Raw genomic sequence first — 16,708 nt, forward strand, 5'->3', positions numbered from 1 at the left:
GGCAGAAGTCTCCACTCGACGGCAGGGGGCGTCAGGCCGCGAGGCGGACCGCGCTCCGCGACAGCCGCGCGCCGTCGGGGCGGGCCAGGGCCGGGGCGGGAGCCGCCGCGAGGTCGAGGACCACCCGGCCCTGCGCGCGTGCGAGGTGCGCGTGGGCCTCGCCGACCAGGTCGACGAGCCCGAGCCCGAGCGCCCGGCACACGGCCCCGAGCACCTCGGACGACGCCTCCTTGCGGCCGCGCTCGATCTCGGACAGGTACGGCACGGAGACCCGGGCGTCCTCGGCCACGTCCCGCAGGGTGCGGCCCTGGCGCTCGCGGTGCCGCCGCAGGATCGCGCCGACCAGCACGCGCAGGGGCGGCTCCGGCCGGGCGGGATCGGCGGCCTGGGCGGGACGGGCGGTGCGGGTGGACCGGGCGGGACGGGCGGTGCGGGCGGGGCGCGCGGGCGGCGCGACGGGGGACTGCGGCTGCGACGGCGACATGAGACCTCCTCGGCTCCCGTCACGCTATCCCCGCACCCCCGGGCGCCACCCGCACCGGCGTTCTGCCCTGAGCAGACGCTTGACTTCGAGCGCGCTCCAAGGGGCATCGTCGGCCGTGCCGCGCGGGCCCCGGGCGGCGATCCCACCGCCGTCGGAGGAGCAGCCATGCGTCTCGGTGCCCATCTCATGCGGTTCGACCCGGTCGAGCCCGCCCGCCTGCGTCAGGAGCTCGCCGACACCGCGGAGGCCGCGGAGGAGGCGGGCCTGTCCTGGCTGTCCGTGATGGACCACTTCTTCCAGATGGAGCCCGCGGGCTTCCCGGCGAGCGACCCGATGCTCGAGGCGTACACGACCCTCGGGTTCCTGGCGGCGCGGACCGAGACGGTGCAGCTCGGTGCGCTCGTCACCGGCGTCACGTACCGGCACCCGGGCCTCCTGGCCAAGATCGTCGCGACGCTCGACGTGCTGTCGGCCGGGCGCGCGACGCTCGGCATCGGCGCCGCCTGGTACGAGAAGGAGCACCGGGCGCTCGGGGTGCCGTACCCGGCGCTGGCGGAGCGGTTCGAGCGGCTGGAGGAGACCCTGCAGATCTGCCGGCAGATGTGGACGCCCGGCGCCGACGGGCCCTTCGACGGCGTGCACTACCAGCTCGCCGAGACGCTGTGCTCGCCGCTGCCGCTCAGCCGTCCCGGTCGCGGGCCGGAGATCCTGGTCGGCGGGTCCGGCGAGCGCAAGACGCTGCGGCTGGTGGCGCAGTACGGGGACGCGTGCAACCTGTTCGAGACCACGCCCGACGAGGTCGCGCACAAGCTGGACGTGCTGCGCGGCCACTGCGACACGGTCGGGCGCGACTACGCCGACATCCGGGTGACCCTGCTCATGGCCGGCGACCAGCTGCTGACGGGCGACGTCGACGGGTTCGTCGAGGCCGCGCGGCCGTACGCCGAGCTCGGTGTGGAGTCCGTGATCCTGCGCCCGCCGGCCACGCCCTCGGCCGCCTGGGTCCGGGACCACGTCGCCCCCGTCGTGCCGAGGATCGCCGAGCTCGGGACGCGCTGAACCCGCCCGACGTGCCGCATCGGCCCGTGGCACCCACGATGGGCAGATGCGGGGGCGTGCGCGGGACGGCTGGTGGGGCGTGGTGATCGACGCCCCGGACCCGACGGCGCTCGCGGAGTTCTACGCCGCGGTGCTCGGCTGGCAGGTGGTCGGCGACGACCCGGACCACGCGGTCGTCGCCGCCCCGTCGGGCGTCGCGTACCTGGCCGTGCAGCGCAACCCCGGCTACGTCCCGCCGGTGTGGCCCGCCGAGGCGGGGGCGCCGCAGATGATGCTGCACCTGGACGTCGAGGTCGAGCAGCTGGACGAGGCCGTCGCGGACGCCGTCCGGCTCGGGGCGCGGCTGGCCGAGCACCAGCCGCAGGCCTCGCTGCGCGTGCTCGTCGACCCCGTGGGGCACCCGTTCTGCCTGTACCGCGACGGCTGACCCGCGCGGCGGCCGGCGCGCGGCGGGGTCAGGACGGGTCGACCGCCGCGAGCAGCTCCCGGAGCATCGCGTCGATCTCGCGCCGGCGCTGGGGTGGGATCGACGCGAGCAGGCGCTGCTCGGCCGCGAGCCCGGCCGCGACCGCCTCGTCCACCACGTCGGTGCCGCGGTCGGTGAGCGTGATGCGCAGCGCCCGCCGGTCGACCGGGTCCGGGCTGCGGCGCACGAGCCCGGCGCGCTCCAGCCGGTCGAGGCGCTGCGTCATGCCGCCGGACGTCAGCATGAGCGTCGCGGACAGCGCCGAGGGGGAGAGCGACCCCTCCGGGCCGGAGCGGCGCAGCGTCGCCAGCACGTCGAAGTCCGCGCGGGTCAGGTGGGAGCGCGCGTACGCCGCCGCCGTCGCGTCACCGCCCGCGCGGGCCAGCCGGAAGATCCGCCCGAAGATGCCCATCGCCTCGGTGTCGAGGTCGGGGCGCTCGCGCGCCCACTGCTCGAGGATCCGGTCCACGCCGTCGCTGTCGCCCACGCGCCCATCGTGCCACGAACCCTCTTGACGGTCGCTTGCTTGCGAGTATCTTAGGCGCTAAGCAATCACTGCGGGGAGATGAGCGACATGGACGGTGCGCGCGGGACGACCACCGGACCCGGGACGACCACCGGACCCGGGTCGACCAGCCTGCCCGGGACGGCGCCTGCCGGCGGCGCGGCGGCGGGCAGCGGACCTGCGGCAACGGCGGACGGGCGCGCCGGCCTGCTCCTCACGCTGACCACGGCGGTGGCGCCGGCGGTGTGGGGCACGACGTACCTCGTCACCACGGAGCTGCTGCCCGAGGGACGGCCGCTGCTCGCGGGGGCGCTGCGCGCGCTGCCGGCCGGGCTGCTGCTCCTGCTGCTCACGCGGCGCCTGCCGTCCGGCGGGTGGTGGTGGCGCGCGGCGGTGCTGGGTGCGCTGAACATCGGCCTGTTCTTCGCGCTGCTGTTCGTGGCGGCCTACCGGCTGCCGGGCGGGGTGGCGGCGACGCTCGGCGCGGTGCAGCCGCTGCTCGTGGCGGGGCTGGGGTCGCTGCTGCTCGGGCAGCGGGTCCGTGCGGGGACGGTGGTGGCGGGGATCGCGGGCGTCGCCGGTGTCGCGCTGCTCGTGCTGCGGGCGACGGCGCAGCTGGACGTGGTCGGGGTCGTCGCCGCGCTCGGCGGCGCGGCGGCGATGGCCCTCGGCGTGGTGCTGACCGCGCGCTGGGGGCGGCCCGTGCCGCTGCTCGCGTTCACGGGCTGGCAGCTCACGGCGGGCGGGCTGCTGCTCGTGCCCGTCGTGCTCCTGGCCGAGGGGGTGCCGCGCGAGCTGGACGGCGCGGCGCTGGGCGGGATGGTCTACCTCGGGCTGGTCGGGACCGCGCTGGCGTACGTGCTGTGGTTCCGCGGGGTGCAGCGGCTGCCGGCGGCCCGCGTGTCGTTCCTGGGGCTGCTCAGCCCGGTGGTCGCCGCTGCCCTCGGCTGGCTCGTGCTCGGGCAGGCGCTGAACGGGTGGCAGCTCGCCGGAGCCGGCCTGGCCCTCGCCGCGCTGGTCCTGGCGCAGCGGTCCGGGTCCCCGAGGTCCGGTGCGCTGCAGTCCGGCGCGCCGGGTGCCGGGGGACGACGCGCGGAGCGCTGACGCGTACTGTCAGCGCGGTGAGGTCACCCTGGTTCCGACGCGTCACCGAGGGCACCGAGTGCGGCGCGCTCGCACGGGAGACGGACTGGGCGGCGACCCCGATCGGCCCGCCCAGCACCTGGCCGCCCGCGCTGCGGGTCGTCGTCGAGCTGTGCTTCACCACGCGCTTCCCGGTCCTCGTCACGTGGGGCCCGGACCTCACGATGATCTACAACGACGGCTACCGGGACATGCTCGGCTCCGACAAGCACCCCGGTGCGATGGGCGCCGCGTTCGCCGAGGTGTGGAAGGAGATCTGGGACGACCTCGCACCGTCGGTCGACCGGGTCCTGCAGGACGGCGAGCCGACGTGGTCCGTGGACCAGCACCTGGTGATGAACCGGTCCGGGTACGACGAGGACACGTACTTCACCTACTCGTACTCCCCGCTGCGCGACTCCTCCGACGTGGTCCGCGGCCTCCTGGACATCGCGACGGAGACGACCGAGCAGGTCGTGGAGCGCCGGCGGATGCGGCTGCTCGGCGACCTGTCGGTCCGCCTGACGGCTGCCCACGGCGACGTCCAGGCGCTCGCCGCCGAGACCATGGACCTGATGCGGGACGCTCCCGACGTGGTGGCGGCCGAGCTGCACCTGGTCGACGGGGACGGCGCGCTCGCCCTGACCGGGACCACGGGGTCGGCGGGCGTGCCGGCCGTGCCCGCGGACGTGCTCGCGCGGGTGGCGCGGACCGCGACGGCGGAGGACCGCGGCCGCGCCCTCGTCGTGCCGCTGCTCGCGACGGGCGACCCGGCGGCGAGCGGCGTGCTCGTGCTGGCGGCGGGCAGCCGTCGCCCGTGGGACGACGCCTACCGGGCGTTCTTCGGCCTCGTCGCCTCCGCGGTGGGTGCGGCGGTGAGCGGCACGCTGCGCCACCTCGAGGAGGTCGACGAGCTGCGGCACGTCAGCGACACGCTGCAGGCGGCGATCGTCCCGGGCGGGTCCGTGCTGCCGGGCGTCGTCGCGCGGTACGTCCCGGCGGTGGGCGACCTGGCGGTGGGCGGCGACTGGTACGACGTGCTCGAGCTCGCCCCCGGCACCCGGGCGCTCGTGGTCGGGGACTGCGTGGGGCACGGGCTCGACGCGGCCGCGCGGATGGGCCAGCTGCGCGCCGCGGCCCGCTCGCTGCTGCTCGACGGCCGAGGCCCGGGGGCGGTGCTGGACGGTCTCGACCGGTTCGCCCGGACCCTGCCCGGCGCGGAGTGCACGACGGTGTTCTGCGGGATCGTCGACGAGGTCCAGCACACCCTCACGTACTCGCTGGCGGGGCACCTGCCGCCGGTCCTGCAGCACGCGGGCGCCGGCACGGTCCTGCTGCAGGAGGGCCGCGGGGCGGCGCTCGCGATCAGCGACAAGCCGCACCCCGAGGCGGTCGAGGCGCTGTCCGACGGCGACCTGCTGGTCGTCTGCACGGACGGGCTGGTCGAGCGCCGGACGGAGTCGCTGGCCGTCGCGCTCGAGCGGCTCGCCGCGGTGGTGGCCGGACAACCCCTGACGGCCCGCACCGCCGCGGTGGCGGACGACCTGCTGCGCACGCTCGTCCCGAACGGCGCCGACGACGACGTGGCGCTGGTCGTGTACCGGGCCGGCTCGGTCGAGGTGCCCGGCGCGTAGGTCTCAGCTCCCGTCGGCCCCGTCGACGAAGCCCCAGAACGCCGGCTTCGCCTGCAGGTCGTCGTCGAACAGCAGCGGCGCCTCGAACGGCCGGTCCTCCGGCCAGAACCGCAGCCAGGACCGCGCGTCGTACAGGCCCCAGACGCTGACGGACGCGAGGTCGCGCTGCGCGAACGCCGCCACCAGCGCGCGGTACTGCTCCTGCTGCTGCGCGAGGCGGTCCTGCGGGGTCGCGTCCAGCTGCTCGTCGCGGCCGGAGACGGCGACGTCGAGCTCGGTGACCGCCTGCCGGAGCCCGAGCGCGGCCACGGCGTCGAGCGTCGTGGCGACGTCGTCCACCGACGTGTCCAGCCCGACGTGCATCTGGTGCCCCACGCCGTCGACCGGCACGCCCTGCGCCTGCAGCTCCATGACCAGCTGCACGAGCGCGCGCCGCCGGTCGGGGGCGTCGGTGTCGTAGTCGTTGAGCAGGAGCGTCACGTCGGGGCCGAACGCCTCGCGCGCGATCCGGAACGCCTCGCCGACGTACTCCGGGCCGAGGACCTCGTACCAGCGGCTGCGGCGCAGCCCGTCGTCCTCCTGCGGGTCGAGCGCCTCGTTCACCACGTCCCACGAGGTGACGGGGCTCTGGTCGCCGTACCGCTCCTCGAGGTGGTCGGCCACCGCCTGCACGTGCGTCCGGAGCCGGTCGAGCAGCAGCGCGCGGTCCTCGTCGCTGTCCGTCAGCGGCCGGCCGTCGGCGGTCTCGAAGAACCAGTCGGGCGTCGAGCGGTGCCACACGAGCGTGTGCCCGTGCACCGTGAGGCCGTGCTCCGCCGCGAAGTCCAGCACCTCGTCCATCGGCGCGAAGTCGAACGTGCCCTCCTCGGGCTGCAGGGTCACCGGCTTCATCGCGTTCTCGGGGGTGACCTGGTCGAAGTGCCGCGCCAGCAGGTCGGCGGGCCGCCCGGTGAGGTCCTGCGGGCCCACGGCCACGCCCACGGGGAACGCGGCGACGTCGCGCAGCGCCGGGACGTCCGTCTGCACCTCGGGGGTCGGGCGCTGCACGGTGACGTCGTCGAGCCGCAGGTCGGCCAGCGACTCCGGCGTCTCGACGTACAGCCGCCAGGCGCCGCCGCCCTCGGGGACCTGCGCCGTGCCCGCGACCTGCACCCAGCCGTCGGACGTCGCGGTCGCGCGCCCGACGTGCACGTAGACCGGGTCCTCGTCGCCGCTGCGGCCCTCGAGCGTGAGCTGCACGTCGGCGTCCTCGGGCCGGTCGTCGCCGTCGTCGGCCAGGCGCACCCACGCGGAGATCGTGTGCGCCGCGCCGGGCGTGAGCGCACCGGAGACGTCGACGGCGGCGCCGTGCCACGGCTCCGTGCGACCGGTGACGAGCAGGCTGCCCGCACCGGCGTGCGTCACGTCCTGGGCGGTCGCGACCGCGACGCCCTCGCCGAGCGGCTCCCAGCCCTCGTCGTCCTCGTCGAACCCGCTGGACAGCACGGTGGTCACCTCGGCGGCGGGCGCGACGGACGCGGTCGGGGAGGCCTCGGGCGCGGGGGAGCGGTCGTCGCGGGACACCAGCACCACCACCAGGACCACCACGAGGACGAGGACGAGGGCTCCGGCCCCGATCAGGACGGCGGGTCGGCGCACGCGGCGGGTTCCTTCGCGGTGGGGGACGGGAGGCACCACGGTAGGCACGCGCGGCGCGCCCTGGCCAGCCGCCCCGGTGAGCGCCTGGTCACGGGCGTCCCTAGGCTGGCCGGGTGCGAGCCATGACGTGGAACGTGTGGTGGCGCTTCGGGGGCGCGTGGCGGGAGCGGGAGCCCGCGATCCTGCGCGTGCTCGAGGAGGCCCGGCCGGACGTCCTCGCGCTGGTGGAGACGTGGCGCGACGCCGACGGGACGCAGGCGGACCGGGTGGCCGAGCACCTGGGCCTGCCGGCGGCGGTGTTCGTGCCGACCGGCCTGCCGCCCGAGCCCGACCCGCCGGAGCACCCGGACCAGGCCGGCGTCGAGATGGGGATCGCGCTGGTATCCCGGTGGCCCCCGACCGCGACCCGCACGGTGCCGCTGCCCGGTGCGCAGCGGGGCGGTCCGCCCGCGCACGCCCTGCTCGCGACGCTCGACCACCCCGCCGGCCCGCTGCACGTGGTCGTGGCGACGATGGAGTGGCAGCCGCAGTACGACGAGGACCGGATGGCGCAGGCGTGGGCGCTGGCGGACCTCGCGATGGACGCGTCGCTGGACGGGGACCTGCCGGTGCTGCTGCTCGGGGACCTCAACGCCACTCCCGCGGGACCCCAGATGGCGGCGCTGACGCGGCAGCTCACGGACCTGTGGCCCGCCGGTGGCGGCGACCCGGCCGCCGTGACGCTCAGCTCCCGCGTGCCGCAGGCGCCGCTCGAGGCCACGGAGCTGATCGACCAGCGGATCGACCACGTGCTCGCACGCCCGGGGCGCCCCGGCGGCATCGTCCGGGCGACCGGCGCGCGGCTGGCCGGGTCGGCACCGGTGGGCGGCCTGTACCCGTCGGACCACTTCGCTGTGGTCGTCGACGTGGAGCTGACGCCGTGACGCGGCGGGTCGTCAGCGCGGTCGCGCTCGCCGTGGTCCTCGCCGTGGCCCTGGCCGGCTGCGCGCCGACGGACGACCCCGTCCCGTCCCCGGGCGTCGTCGCCGAGGCCCGGACCCCGGCCGCGCCCGGCGCCACGCCGACGACCGCGGAGATGCTCCCCGCCGAGCCCGTCGTCGCGCCCGGGGCGCCGTGGACGGACCACGACGCCGTCGCCCCCGACGCCTACGCGGCCGGGTACGCGGGCGCCGTCTCGGCGATCACGCCGGAGCTCGCCGCGCGGATGGCGCCGTCGTGGCGCGAGGGCTGCCCGGTGCCGCTCGCCGACCTGCGGTACGTGACCGTCACGCACCACGACTTCGCCGGCGGCACGGCGACCGGGGAGCTGGTGGTGCACGCGGACGTGGCCGACAGCGTGGTGGCCGTGTTCGGCGAGCTGTTCGCCCTGGGCTACCCGGTGCGGTCGATGCGCCTGGTCGACGACTTCGACGGCAGCGACGACGCCTCGATGGCGGCGGACAACACCTCCGCGTTCAACTGCCGGCCGATCAGCCGCGGCACCGGCTGGTCCGAGCACGCGTACGGCCGCGCGATCGACCTCAACCCGGTGGAGAACCCGTACGTCCGCGGGTCGCTCGTCCTGCCGCCCGAGGGCGCCCCGTACGCGTCCCGGCCGGACGAGCCCGGCGTCGTGCACGCGGGGGACGAGGTGGTCCGGGCGTTCGCCGCGCACGGCTGGCAGTGGGGCGGGGACTGGTCCTCGCCGGTCGACTACCAGCACTTCTCGACGACCGGGCGCTGACGCCCCGCCGGGGCGGGACCGACGGCCCAGCCGCACCGTCCCGCCGGGGGTGATCCTGGGGGCACGAGTCTCTCTCGGGAGGTCACGATGGACGACAGGGTGATCGTCGGTTACGACACGTCGACAGGCTCCGAGGCAGCGGTGCGCTGGGCGGCCGCGGAGGCCGCCGCGCGCGGCTGGTCGCTGGACGTGGTGCACGCCTGGGGCTTCGCCGGCCAGGAGGGCGGCGGGGCCGGGAGCTCCTGGCTCGGCCGGCAGGTGCAGGCCCAGGTGCAGGAGGTCGCGGACGAGGGCGCCCGCGTCGCGCGCGAGGCCGCCCCGGACGTGGACGCGCGCGGCGTGGTCGCGTACGGCGCGGCCGCCGTCCAGCTGGTCGAGCGCGCCGGGTCCGCCCGGCTGGTGGTGCTCGGGCGGCACGGCGCGGGGCGGTTCGGCGACGGGCTGCTCGGCTCCGTGACGTCCGGGGTCCTGCACCACGCGCCGTGCCCGGTCGTGGTCGTGCCGCAGGAGTCGCACGCCCGCGAGTCCGGCGACCCGGTGGTGGTCGGCTTCGACGGGTCCCCCGGGGCGTACGGCGCGCTGGAGGAGGCCTGCGAGCAGGCGCGGCTGCACGGCACGGACGTGTCCGTCGTGACCGCGTGGAGCGCCACGGGCGAGACGTCCAGCGTGTCGTACTGGGTGCTGGCGTACCCGAACCGGTCGCCCGGCGAGGTCGCCCAGGAGGAGGCGGAGCGGGTGCTGGACCGGGCACGCTCGTGGTCCGCGTCCCGGCACGACGTCGCCGTCTCGTGCGACGTGGCCGAGGGCCGCGCGGCCGAGGTGCTCGCGCGCCGGTCCCGGCACGCCAGCCTCGTGGTGGTCGGCACGCGCGGGCGCAGCGGGTTCACCAGCCTCGTGCTCGGGTCCACCAGCCGCGCGGTGGTGCAGCGGGCGCACTGCCCGGTGCTGGTGACGCGGCCGGCGCGGGCGGTGCCGGAGTCCCCGGCCCCCTGAGGTCAGAGCTCGCGGATCACCCGGGCGGGGTTGCCGGCGACGACGACGCGCGGCGGGACGTCCTTCGTGACGACCGACCCGGCGCCGACGATGCTGTCCGACCCGATGGTCACGCCGGGGAGCACGACCGCGCTGCCGCCGATCCAGACGTTGTCCCCGACGGCGATCGGTGCGACGCGCTCGTAGCCCGCGCGCCGGTCCTCCGGGTCGAGCGGGTGGTTCGGGGTGTAGAACCGCACGCCCGGGCCGATGAGCACGTCCTCGCCGATGGTGATGCGCCCGCCGCCCAGGGCCAGGAAGTCGGTGTTGACGAACGACCCGCGCCCGATCGACAGGTGCTGCCCGTACTCGACGTAGAACGGCGGGCGGAAGTCGACGCCCTCGCCGACGGCCCCGAGGATCTCCCGGAACAGGGCCAGGCCCTCGGCGGGGTCGGCGCGGTACACCTCGGTCAGGCGCCGGCAGGCCTCGTGGTTGGCCGCGGTGATGTCGGCGAGCTCGGCGCTGAGCCGGTAGCGGTACCAGTCGCCGGCGACCATCTTGTCGTACTCGCTGCGGTCCGGGTCGGGCGTCGGTCGGGTCTGCGGGGCGGTGGTGGTCACGGTCGCCCAGCCTAGGGGCGGGCGGGTGCCGCGGTGCTGGCCCGGACGACGAGCCGGGTCGGCACGACGATGCGGGTGTCGGTGAGCGTCTCGCCGCCGCGGATCTGCCGCATCAGCAGGTCGACCAGCTGGTTGCCGATCAGGTGGAAGTCCTGCTGGACCGTGGTGAGCGGGGGCCACAGGAACTCGGTGAGCGGGATGTCGTCGAAGCCGACCACAGAGATGTCCTCCGGGACCCGCCGCCCGTGCTCGTACAAGGCGCGCACCAGGCCCGCCGCCATCTCGTCGTTGGCGCAGAAGACCGCCGTGACGTCCGGGTCCTGCGCCAGGGCGCGGCCCTGCTCGTAGCCGGAGCGCGCCGACCAGTCGCCGCGCAGCACGGGCGGGACGGCCCGGCCGGAGCCGACGAGGTGCTCGCGCCAGGTGTCGACGCGGATCTCGGCCGGCGCGGAGTCCACCGGCCCGGCGAGGTGGTGCACGGTGCGGTGCCCGAGGTCGAGCAGGTGCTGCACGGCGACGTGCGTGCCGGTGACCTGGTCGGCCGCGACGGCGGGGTGGTGGCCCACGAACCGCGAGTCGGAGACGACCACGGGCATGCGCGGCGGCAGCGCGAGGCTCGCGGGCGTCGCCGTCTCCGCGCGGATGATGACGAGGCCGTCGATCGACTGGTGCGACAGCCGGGCCGCGGCCTCGGTGACGTCGTCGGACGAGGGGCTCTGCACGTCGACCAGGCTGACGGTGTAGCCCTGCGCGCGGGCCGCCTCGACGACGGCCTCGACGGTGCGCGACTCGCCGGTGCGGGCCAGGCGGTGCGCGATCACGCCGATGGTCCCGAAGCTGCCGTACCGCAGGGCGCGCGCGGCGTGGTTGGGGGAGTAGCCGAGCTCGTCCATGGCGGCGAGCACGCGCTCCCGCGTCTCGGGCCGCACGTTGTCCGCGCCGGTCGAGACCCGCGAGACCGTCTGCGACGACACCCCGGCGAGCTGCGCGACGTCCGCGATGGAGGGCCCGGATCTGCCGCGGGGGGCCGGGACGAGGTCGGGCGTCATGCGGCGATGATAGCGGCAGTGGTGACGTCACCATGCGGGACCCCCGGGACGTCGTGCCGCGGTCGCGGCCGGTCGGCGCGCTGTCGCCCTCCTCGATCGCCGGTCCGACCCGATGCCGCGCGAATACGCCGATGGTGACGTCGCCATCATCACCCGGCGACGCGCCGGCTCGCGGTTGACACCATTCCCGACCGCGTGGCAGCGTGTGCCCGCACCCGAACATGTTGACGTCAACATCGGGTCCGACCCCCGAAGGAGTGGCTCGCAGTGACGCAGAACGTCCCCGTGCCCGTGGCAGCGACCGGGCTGGCCGCCGGCCCGCGTCTGCGCCGGCGCACCCGCCGTGGCCGGTGGACCGGCTGGGGCTTCGTCGGCCCGTTCATGGCCGTCTTCGCCCTCGTGTTCCTGGCGCCCATCGCGTACTCGATCTACCTGAGCCTGTTCCGCAAGCAGCTCGTGGGCGGCAACTCGTTCGTCGGGGTCGAGAACTACCAGCGGGCCTTCTCGGACCCGCAGTTCTGGTCCGCCGTCGGCCGGGTCGGCGCGTTCCTGGTCGTGCAGGTGCCGATCATGCTCGGGCTCGCCCTGCTCGTGGCGCTGGCCCTGGACAGCGGCCGCCTGTACGGCAAGAGCTTCTTCCGCATCTCGATCTTCCTGCCGTACGCCGTGCCCGCCGTCGTCGCCGCGCTCATGTGGGGCTTCATGTACGGCACGCGCTTCGGCCTGGTCGGCAACATCAACGACGCGTTCGGGGTCTCGCTGCCGAACCCGCTGGCGCCCGACCTCGTGCTCGCCTCGATCGGCAACATCGTGACCTGGAGCTTCGTCGGCTACAACATGCTGATCTTCTACTCCTCGCTGCGCACCGTGCCGACGTCGCTCTACGAGGCGGCCGAGCTCGACGGCGCGGGGCAGTGGCGGATCATCCGGTCCATCAAGATCCCCGCGATCCGCGGCGGGCTGGTCATCGCGACGATCTTCTCGATCATCGGCAGCTTCCAGCTCTTCAACGAGCCGAGCATCCTGCAGAGCCTCGCGCCGAACGCGATCACCACGTACTTCACCCCGAACCTGTACGCCTACTCGCTGTCCTTCTCGGGCCAGCAGTACAACTACTCCGCGACGGTCGCGATCATCATGGGCGTCATCACGATGATCGTCGCCTACGTCGTCCAGCTGCGCGGCATGCGCAAGGAGGCGTGACGACATGACGACCACCACCGCCACCACCGGGGCCGCCGCGGCCCGCCCGGAGCGCCGCGCCGCCGGCCGCCCGCGCCTGCGCACCACCCGCAGGGGCTACAGCTCCGACCGTCCCCGCCGCAGCGTGCTGCTGACCGTGCTGACCGCGATCATCGGCGTCTACGCGCTGATCCCGCTCGCGTGGCTGTTCATCAACGCGACCAAGACGCAGTCGGACCTGTTCGACTCCTTCGGCCTGTGGTTCAGCGGCGACTTCGCGCTGTTCTCGAACATCGCCGACACGCTCACGTACGACGACGGGATCTTCGTCCGCTGGCTCGGCAACACGCTGCTGTACGTCGTGGTCGGCGCCGGCGGGGCCACCGCCCTGGCCGTGCTCGGCGGTTACGGCCTCGCGAAGTTCTCGTTCCCCGGCAAGAAGGCCGTGTTCGCGATCGTCATCGGCGCCGTCGCGGTGCCGGGCACCGCGCTCGCGGTCCCGACGTTCCTCATGTTCAGCCAGATGGGCCTCACCAACACCCCGTGGTCGGTGATCATCCCGTCGCTGATCTCCCCGTTCGGCCTGTACCTGATGTGGACGTTCGCGGCCGACGCGATCCCCACGGAGCTGCTCGAGGCCGCCCGCATGGACGGGGCGGGGGAGCTGCGGACGTTCGGCCGGATCTGCCTGCCGCTGCTCGGGCCCGGCATCGTCACCGTGCTGCTCTTCACGATGGTCGCGACGTGGAACAACTACTTCCTGCCGCTGATCATGCTGAAGAACCCCGACTGGTACCCGCTGACGCTCGGCCTGAACGCATGGAACGCGCAGGCGGCGACCGCGGGCGGCGAGGCGATCTTCAACCTCGTGCTGACCGGCGCGCTGCTCACGATCATCCCGCTGATCGTCGCGTTCCTGCTGCTCCAGCGCTTCTGGCAGTCCGGCCTCGCCGCCGGCTCCGTCAAGGAGTGACCGACCCCGTTCCCGTCCCGTTCTGACAACGAAGTGAGAGGACCCCGCATGACCACCACCCGCACCCTCTGGCGCGGCGTCGCCGCCGCCGGCGTGCTGACCCTGGCGCTCACCGCCTGCTCGTCCGGCGGATCCGACGACTCCGGCTCCGGCGACGCCGCGGCCGGCGGCGAGCTGACCGTCTGGGCCTGGGACAACACGGTCGAGCCGATCGCCGAGGCGTACATGGAGGACAACCCGGACGTCACGATCGAGGTCGTGAACGCCGGGACCAACACCGACGAGTACACGGCCCTGCAGAACGCGGTGGCCGCCGGCTCCGGCGTCCCGGACCTCGCGCAGATCGAGTACTACGCCGTGCCGCAGTTCGCGATCGGCGAGTCGCTGGCCGACCTGTCCGACCTCGGCGCGTCCGACCTGGAGGGCACCTACAGCCCCGGCCCGTGGAACGCGGTCCAGCAGGGCGAGGGCATCTACGGCCTGCCCATGGACTCCGGCCCGATGGCGCTGTTCTACAACACCACCGTGTTCGAGAAGTACGGCGTGCAGGTCCCCACCACCTGGGACGAGTACCTCGCCGCCGCGCGCGCCCTGCACGCCGCGGACCCGAACGTCTACATCACCAACGACACCGGCGACGCGGGCTTCGCGACGTCGATGATCTGGCAGGCCGGCGGCCAGCCGTACCAGGTCGACGGCACCGACGTGACGGTCGACTTCTCGGACGAGGGCTCGCAGAAGTTCGCGGACCTGTGGCAGCAGCTGCTCGACGAGGACCTGGTCGCCCCGACCTCGTCCTGGAGCGACGAGTGGTACCAGGGCCTCGGCAACGGCACCATCGCCACGCTGGCCATCGGCGCCTGGATGCCGGGCAACCTCGAGGCGAGCGTCCAGCAGTCCGCCGGCCAGTGGCGGGTCGCCCCGCTGCCCCAGTGGGAGGCCGGCGCGACCGCGTCGTCCGAGAACGGCGGCAGCGCGATGTCCGTCATGGAGGCGTCGCCGAACAAGGAGCTCGCGTACGACTTCCTGTCCTACCTGTCGAACGGTGACGGCACCCAGATCCGCATCGACGCCGGCGGCTTCCCCGCGACGACGGCCGACCTGGAGTCCGACGAGTTCCTGAACAAGGAGTCGGAGTACTTCGGCGGCCAGAAGATCAACGAGGTCCTGTCGCAGTCCGCGGCGGACGTCGTCGAGGGCTGGCAGTACCTGCCCTACCAGGTCTACGCCAACAGCATCTTCAACGACACCGTCGGCCAGGCGTACGTCGGCGGCACCACGCTGACCGAGGGCCTCGCGGACTGGCAGGACCAGTCCATCGCCTACGGCAACGAGCAGGGCTTCACCGCCGAGTGACGCCCGCGGCCGGCGGCGGGCCACCCCCGCCGCCGGCCGTGCACCACCCGCCGGCCCGCGCCACCTGCGCGGGACGACCACCCCTGACCTGCGGAGATGCCCCAGCCATGCCGACGTTCGAGATCGGTGACCGCGACTTCCTCCTGGACGGCCGCCCGTACCAGGTGATCTCCGGCGCCCTGCACTACTTCCGCGTCCACCCCGACCAGTGGGCGGACCGGATCCGCAAGGCGCGGCTGATGGGCCTCAACACCATCGAGACGTACGTCGCCTGGAACTTCCACGCCCCCGAGCGCGGCGTGTTCGACCTGACCGGGCACCGCGACCTGGGCCGGTTCCTCGACCTCGTGGCCGCCGAGGGCCTGCACGCGATCGTGCGCCCCGGCCCGTACATCTGCGCGGAGTGGGACGGCGGCGGCCTGCCGGGTTGGCTGCTGGCCGACCCCGACGTGGGTGTGCGCCGCCACGAGCCGCACTACCTCGCGGCGATCGAGCAGTACTACGACCAGCTGCTCCCGCTGGTCGCGGAGCGGCAGGTCACGCGCGGCGGCACCGTCATCGCGGTCCAGGTCGAGAACGAGTACGGCGCCTACGGCGACGACCAGGACTACCTGCGCGCGCTGATCGCCATGGTGCGCGACCGCGGCATCGAGGTCCCGCTGCTCAGCTGCGACCAGGCCGACCACGCCATGCAGTCCCGCGGCAGCGTGCCCGAGCTGCACCGCACCGTGACGTTCGGGTCGCGGGCGGTCGAGCGGCTCGGCCTGCTGCGCGAGCACCAGCCGACCGGCCCGCTCATGTGCATGGAGTTCTGGAACGGCTGGTTCGACTCGTGGGGCCAGCACCACCACGTCGCCCCGCCGGAGACGAACGCCCAGGACCTCGACGACCTGCTGGCCATGGGCGCGTCGGTCAACCTGTACATGTTCCACGGCGGCACGAACTTCGGCTTCACCAACGGTGCGAACGACAAGGGCACGTACCTGCCCATCACGACGTCGTACGACTACGACGCCCCGCTGGCCGAGGACGGCACCCCCACCGCGAAGTACCACGCCATGCGCGAGGTGATCGCCCGGTACGCGCCCGTCCCGGACGAGCTGCCGGCCGAGCGCGCCGCCGCCCCGGAGCTCACCGTCGACCTGGACCGCCGGGTGCCGCTGGCCGAAGCCGTGGCGCTGCTCGGGGAGCCCAAGGCCTGGGACCACCTGCCCACCACGGACGAGCTCGGCAGCTGGACCGGGTTCACGCTGTACCGGACGCAGGTCACCGCCGAGGACCGCACGCTGACGGTCGGCGAGGTGCGCGACCGGGCCGTCGTGGCCCTCGACGGCGAGCCCGTCGGCGTGCTCAGCCGCACCGAGCACAGCCGGACGGTCCCGCTGCCGGCCCGCGCCGGGGAGCTGACCCTGCTGGTCGAGGACCAGGGGCGCGTCAACTACGGCCCGCGCATCGGCGAGGCGAAGGGGCTCGTGGGCGGCGCCCGCACCGCGACCCGCGAGGTCACTGACTGGGAGACCGTCCCGCTGCGGCTCGACGGGGTGGACCCGGCGCTCGCCGAGCGGCTCGCCGCCGCTCCGGTGACCGACGCCGGCGTGCCCGTGGCCGGCCCGGCCTTCCTGCGCGGCACGTTCGCCACGGTCCCCGGGGCCGACCACTTCCTGCGCACCGACGGCTGGGGCAAGGGCCTGGTCTGGGTGAACGGGTTCCTGCTCGGGCGGTACTGGAGCGCGGGCCCGACCGGCACGCTGTACGTGCCCGGGCCGCTGCTGCGGGCCGAGGGCAACGAGCTCGTGGTCCTCGAGCTGCACGGTGCCGCCGGCGCCCGCGTCGAGCTCGTCGCCGGGCCCGACCTCGGCTCCTCGGAGGTCTGAGACTCACCCGCTCGCCGCGGTAGACCACCCGGTCACAGCCTCAGAAGC

The 16,708-nt window shown here is 74.6% G+C and carries 16 protein-coding genes; 11 read left to right on the forward strand and 5 right to left on the reverse strand.

Annotation, left to right across the window (positions count from 1 at the left end):
* Nucleotides 1-31 precede the first annotated feature (31 nt).
* A complete protein-coding gene (locus tag KJP73_RS02600; protein ID WP_213281199.1) occupies nt 32-484 on the reverse strand; it encodes a helix-turn-helix domain-containing protein in 453 nt (150 codons plus the stop codon).
* A gap of 165 nt (nt 485-649) precedes the next feature.
* Between KJP73_RS02600 and KJP73_RS02605 the strand changes: the two genes are divergently transcribed.
* On the forward strand, nt 650-1,543 hold the full coding sequence (locus KJP73_RS02605; protein ID WP_213281200.1) for an LLM class F420-dependent oxidoreductase: 894 nt from the start codon (nt 650-652) through the stop codon (nt 1,541-1,543).
* Nucleotides 1,544-1,589: 46 nt separating this feature from the next.
* On the forward strand, nt 1,590-1,970 hold the full coding sequence (locus KJP73_RS02610; protein ID WP_213281201.1) for a VOC family protein: 381 nt from the start codon (nt 1,590-1,592) through the stop codon (nt 1,968-1,970).
* A gap of 28 nt (nt 1,971-1,998) precedes the next feature.
* Here KJP73_RS02610 and KJP73_RS02615 read toward each other — a convergent pair whose 3' ends face one another.
* Nucleotides 1,999-2,496 carry a MarR family winged helix-turn-helix transcriptional regulator gene (locus tag KJP73_RS02615; protein WP_249669037.1) on the reverse strand — a complete coding sequence of 166 codons (498 nt, stop codon included), beginning with the start codon at nt 2,494-2,496 and terminating at the stop codon, nt 1,999-2,001.
* Nucleotides 2,497-2,583: 87 nt separating this feature from the next.
* On the opposite strand from KJP73_RS02615, the gene KJP73_RS02620 reads away from it, so the two are divergent.
* Both KJP73_RS02620 and KJP73_RS02625 read left to right on the forward strand, forming a co-directional pair.
* The gene (locus tag KJP73_RS02620; protein WP_213281202.1) at nt 2,584-3,618 is read left to right on the forward strand and encodes an EamA family transporter; all 1,035 of its coding nucleotides are present in this window, start codon (nt 2,584-2,586) and stop codon (nt 3,616-3,618) included.
* Nucleotides 3,619-3,635: 17 nt separating this feature from the next.
* The gene (locus KJP73_RS02625; protein ID WP_213281203.1) at nt 3,636-5,270 is read left to right on the forward strand and encodes a SpoIIE family protein phosphatase; all 1,635 of its coding nucleotides are present in this window, start codon (nt 3,636-3,638) and stop codon (nt 5,268-5,270) included.
* Nucleotides 5,271-5,273: 3 nt separating this feature from the next.
* On the opposite strand, the gene KJP73_RS02630 is transcribed toward KJP73_RS02625, so the two are convergent.
* Nucleotides 5,274-6,908 (reverse strand): endo-1,4-beta-xylanase, encoded by a 1,635-nt coding sequence (locus KJP73_RS02630; protein WP_213281204.1) that lies wholly within the window; start codon nt 6,906-6,908, stop codon nt 5,274-5,276.
* A gap of 122 nt (nt 6,909-7,030) precedes the next feature.
* Between KJP73_RS02630 and KJP73_RS02635 the strand changes: the two genes are divergently transcribed.
* The 3 genes from KJP73_RS02635 (at nt 7,031) to KJP73_RS02645 (ending at nt 9,624) form a co-directional block, all read left to right on the forward strand.
* The gene (locus KJP73_RS02635; protein WP_249669046.1) at nt 7,031-7,831 is read left to right on the forward strand and encodes an endonuclease/exonuclease/phosphatase family protein; all 801 of its coding nucleotides are present in this window, start codon (nt 7,031-7,033) and stop codon (nt 7,829-7,831) included.
* On the forward strand, nt 7,828-8,631 hold the full coding sequence (locus KJP73_RS02640; RefSeq protein WP_213281206.1) for a M15 family metallopeptidase: 804 nt from the start codon (nt 7,828-7,830) through the stop codon (nt 8,629-8,631). Before KJP73_RS02635 ends, KJP73_RS02640 begins: the two co-directional genes overlap by 4 nt.
* Nucleotides 8,632-8,718: 87 nt before the next feature.
* Entirely contained in the window at nt 8,719-9,624 is a 906-nt protein-coding gene (locus KJP73_RS02645; protein WP_213281207.1) for a universal stress protein, read from the forward strand.
* Between the two features lie 2 nt (nt 9,625-9,626).
* Here the strand turns inward: KJP73_RS02645 and KJP73_RS02650 are convergent, their stop codons facing one another.
* Both KJP73_RS02650 and KJP73_RS02655 read right to left on the reverse strand, forming a co-directional pair.
* On the reverse strand, nt 9,627-10,226 hold the full coding sequence (locus KJP73_RS02650) for a sugar O-acetyltransferase (RefSeq protein WP_249669038.1): 600 nt from the start codon (nt 10,224-10,226) through the stop codon (nt 9,627-9,629).
* 11 nt (nt 10,227-10,237) lie between these two features.
* Nucleotides 10,238-11,275 (reverse strand): LacI family DNA-binding transcriptional regulator, encoded by a 1,038-nt coding sequence (locus tag KJP73_RS02655; RefSeq protein WP_213281208.1) that lies wholly within the window; start codon nt 11,273-11,275, stop codon nt 10,238-10,240.
* A gap of 381 nt (nt 11,276-11,656) precedes the next feature.
* Here KJP73_RS02655 and KJP73_RS02660 point away from each other — a divergent pair, with 381 nt between their 5' ends.
* The 4 genes from KJP73_RS02660 (at nt 11,657) to KJP73_RS02675 (ending at nt 16,660) form a co-directional block, all read left to right on the forward strand.
* Nucleotides 11,657-12,478, forward strand: a complete 822-nt coding sequence (locus KJP73_RS02660) for a carbohydrate ABC transporter permease (RefSeq protein ID WP_213281227.1) — start codon at nt 11,657-11,659, stop codon at nt 12,476-12,478.
* A gap of 4 nt (nt 12,479-12,482) precedes the next feature.
* A complete protein-coding gene (locus KJP73_RS02665; RefSeq protein ID WP_213281209.1) occupies nt 12,483-13,430 on the forward strand; it encodes a carbohydrate ABC transporter permease in 948 nt (315 codons plus the stop codon).
* A gap of 48 nt (nt 13,431-13,478) precedes the next feature.
* A complete protein-coding gene (locus KJP73_RS02670; protein WP_213281210.1) occupies nt 13,479-14,786 on the forward strand; it encodes an ABC transporter substrate-binding protein in 1,308 nt (435 codons plus the stop codon).
* A gap of 107 nt (nt 14,787-14,893) precedes the next feature.
* On the forward strand, nt 14,894-16,660 hold the full coding sequence (locus KJP73_RS02675; RefSeq protein ID WP_213281211.1) for a glycoside hydrolase family 35 protein: 1,767 nt from the start codon (nt 14,894-14,896) through the stop codon (nt 16,658-16,660).
* Nucleotides 16,661-16,708 lie beyond the last annotated feature (48 nt).

It is taken from the genome of Cellulomonas hominis, from assembly GCF_901521055.1.
In the GTDB taxonomy this organism is placed as follows: domain Bacteria; phylum Actinomycetota; class Actinomycetes; order Actinomycetales; family Cellulomonadaceae; genus Cellulomonas; species Cellulomonas endometrii.

Bases quoted from the DNA above. Each gene is read 5' to 3' on its own strand.
- KJP73_RS02610 (WP_213281201.1), top strand. From the start codon at position 1,590: ATGCGGGGGCGTGCGCGGGACGGCTGGTGGGGCGTGGTGATCGACGCC.
- KJP73_RS02670 (WP_213281210.1), top strand. From the start codon at position 13,479: ATGACCACCACCCGCACCCTCTGGCGCGGCGTCGCCGCCGCCGGCGTG.
- KJP73_RS02600 (WP_213281199.1), bottom strand. From the start codon at position 484: ATGTCGCCGTCGCAGCCGCAGTCCCCCGTCGCGCCGCCCGCGCGCCCC.
- KJP73_RS02660 (WP_213281227.1), top strand. From the start codon at position 11,657: ATGGCCGTCTTCGCCCTCGTGTTCCTGGCGCCCATCGCGTACTCGATC.
- KJP73_RS02675 (WP_213281211.1), top strand. From the start codon at position 14,894: ATGCCGACGTTCGAGATCGGTGACCGCGACTTCCTCCTGGACGGCCGC.
- KJP73_RS02645 (WP_213281207.1), top strand. From the start codon at position 8,719: ATGGACGACAGGGTGATCGTCGGTTACGACACGTCGACAGGCTCCGAG.
- KJP73_RS02665 (WP_213281209.1), top strand. From the start codon at position 12,483: ATGACGACCACCACCGCCACCACCGGGGCCGCCGCGGCCCGCCCGGAG.
- KJP73_RS02620 (WP_213281202.1), top strand. From the start codon at position 2,584: ATGGACGGTGCGCGCGGGACGACCACCGGACCCGGGACGACCACCGGA.
- KJP73_RS02605 (WP_213281200.1), top strand. From the start codon at position 650: ATGCGTCTCGGTGCCCATCTCATGCGGTTCGACCCGGTCGAGCCCGCC.
- KJP73_RS02655 (WP_213281208.1), bottom strand. From the start codon at position 11,275: ATGACGCCCGACCTCGTCCCGGCCCCCCGCGGCAGATCCGGGCCCTCC.
- KJP73_RS02635 (WP_249669046.1), top strand. From the start codon at position 7,031: ATGACGTGGAACGTGTGGTGGCGCTTCGGGGGCGCGTGGCGGGAGCGG.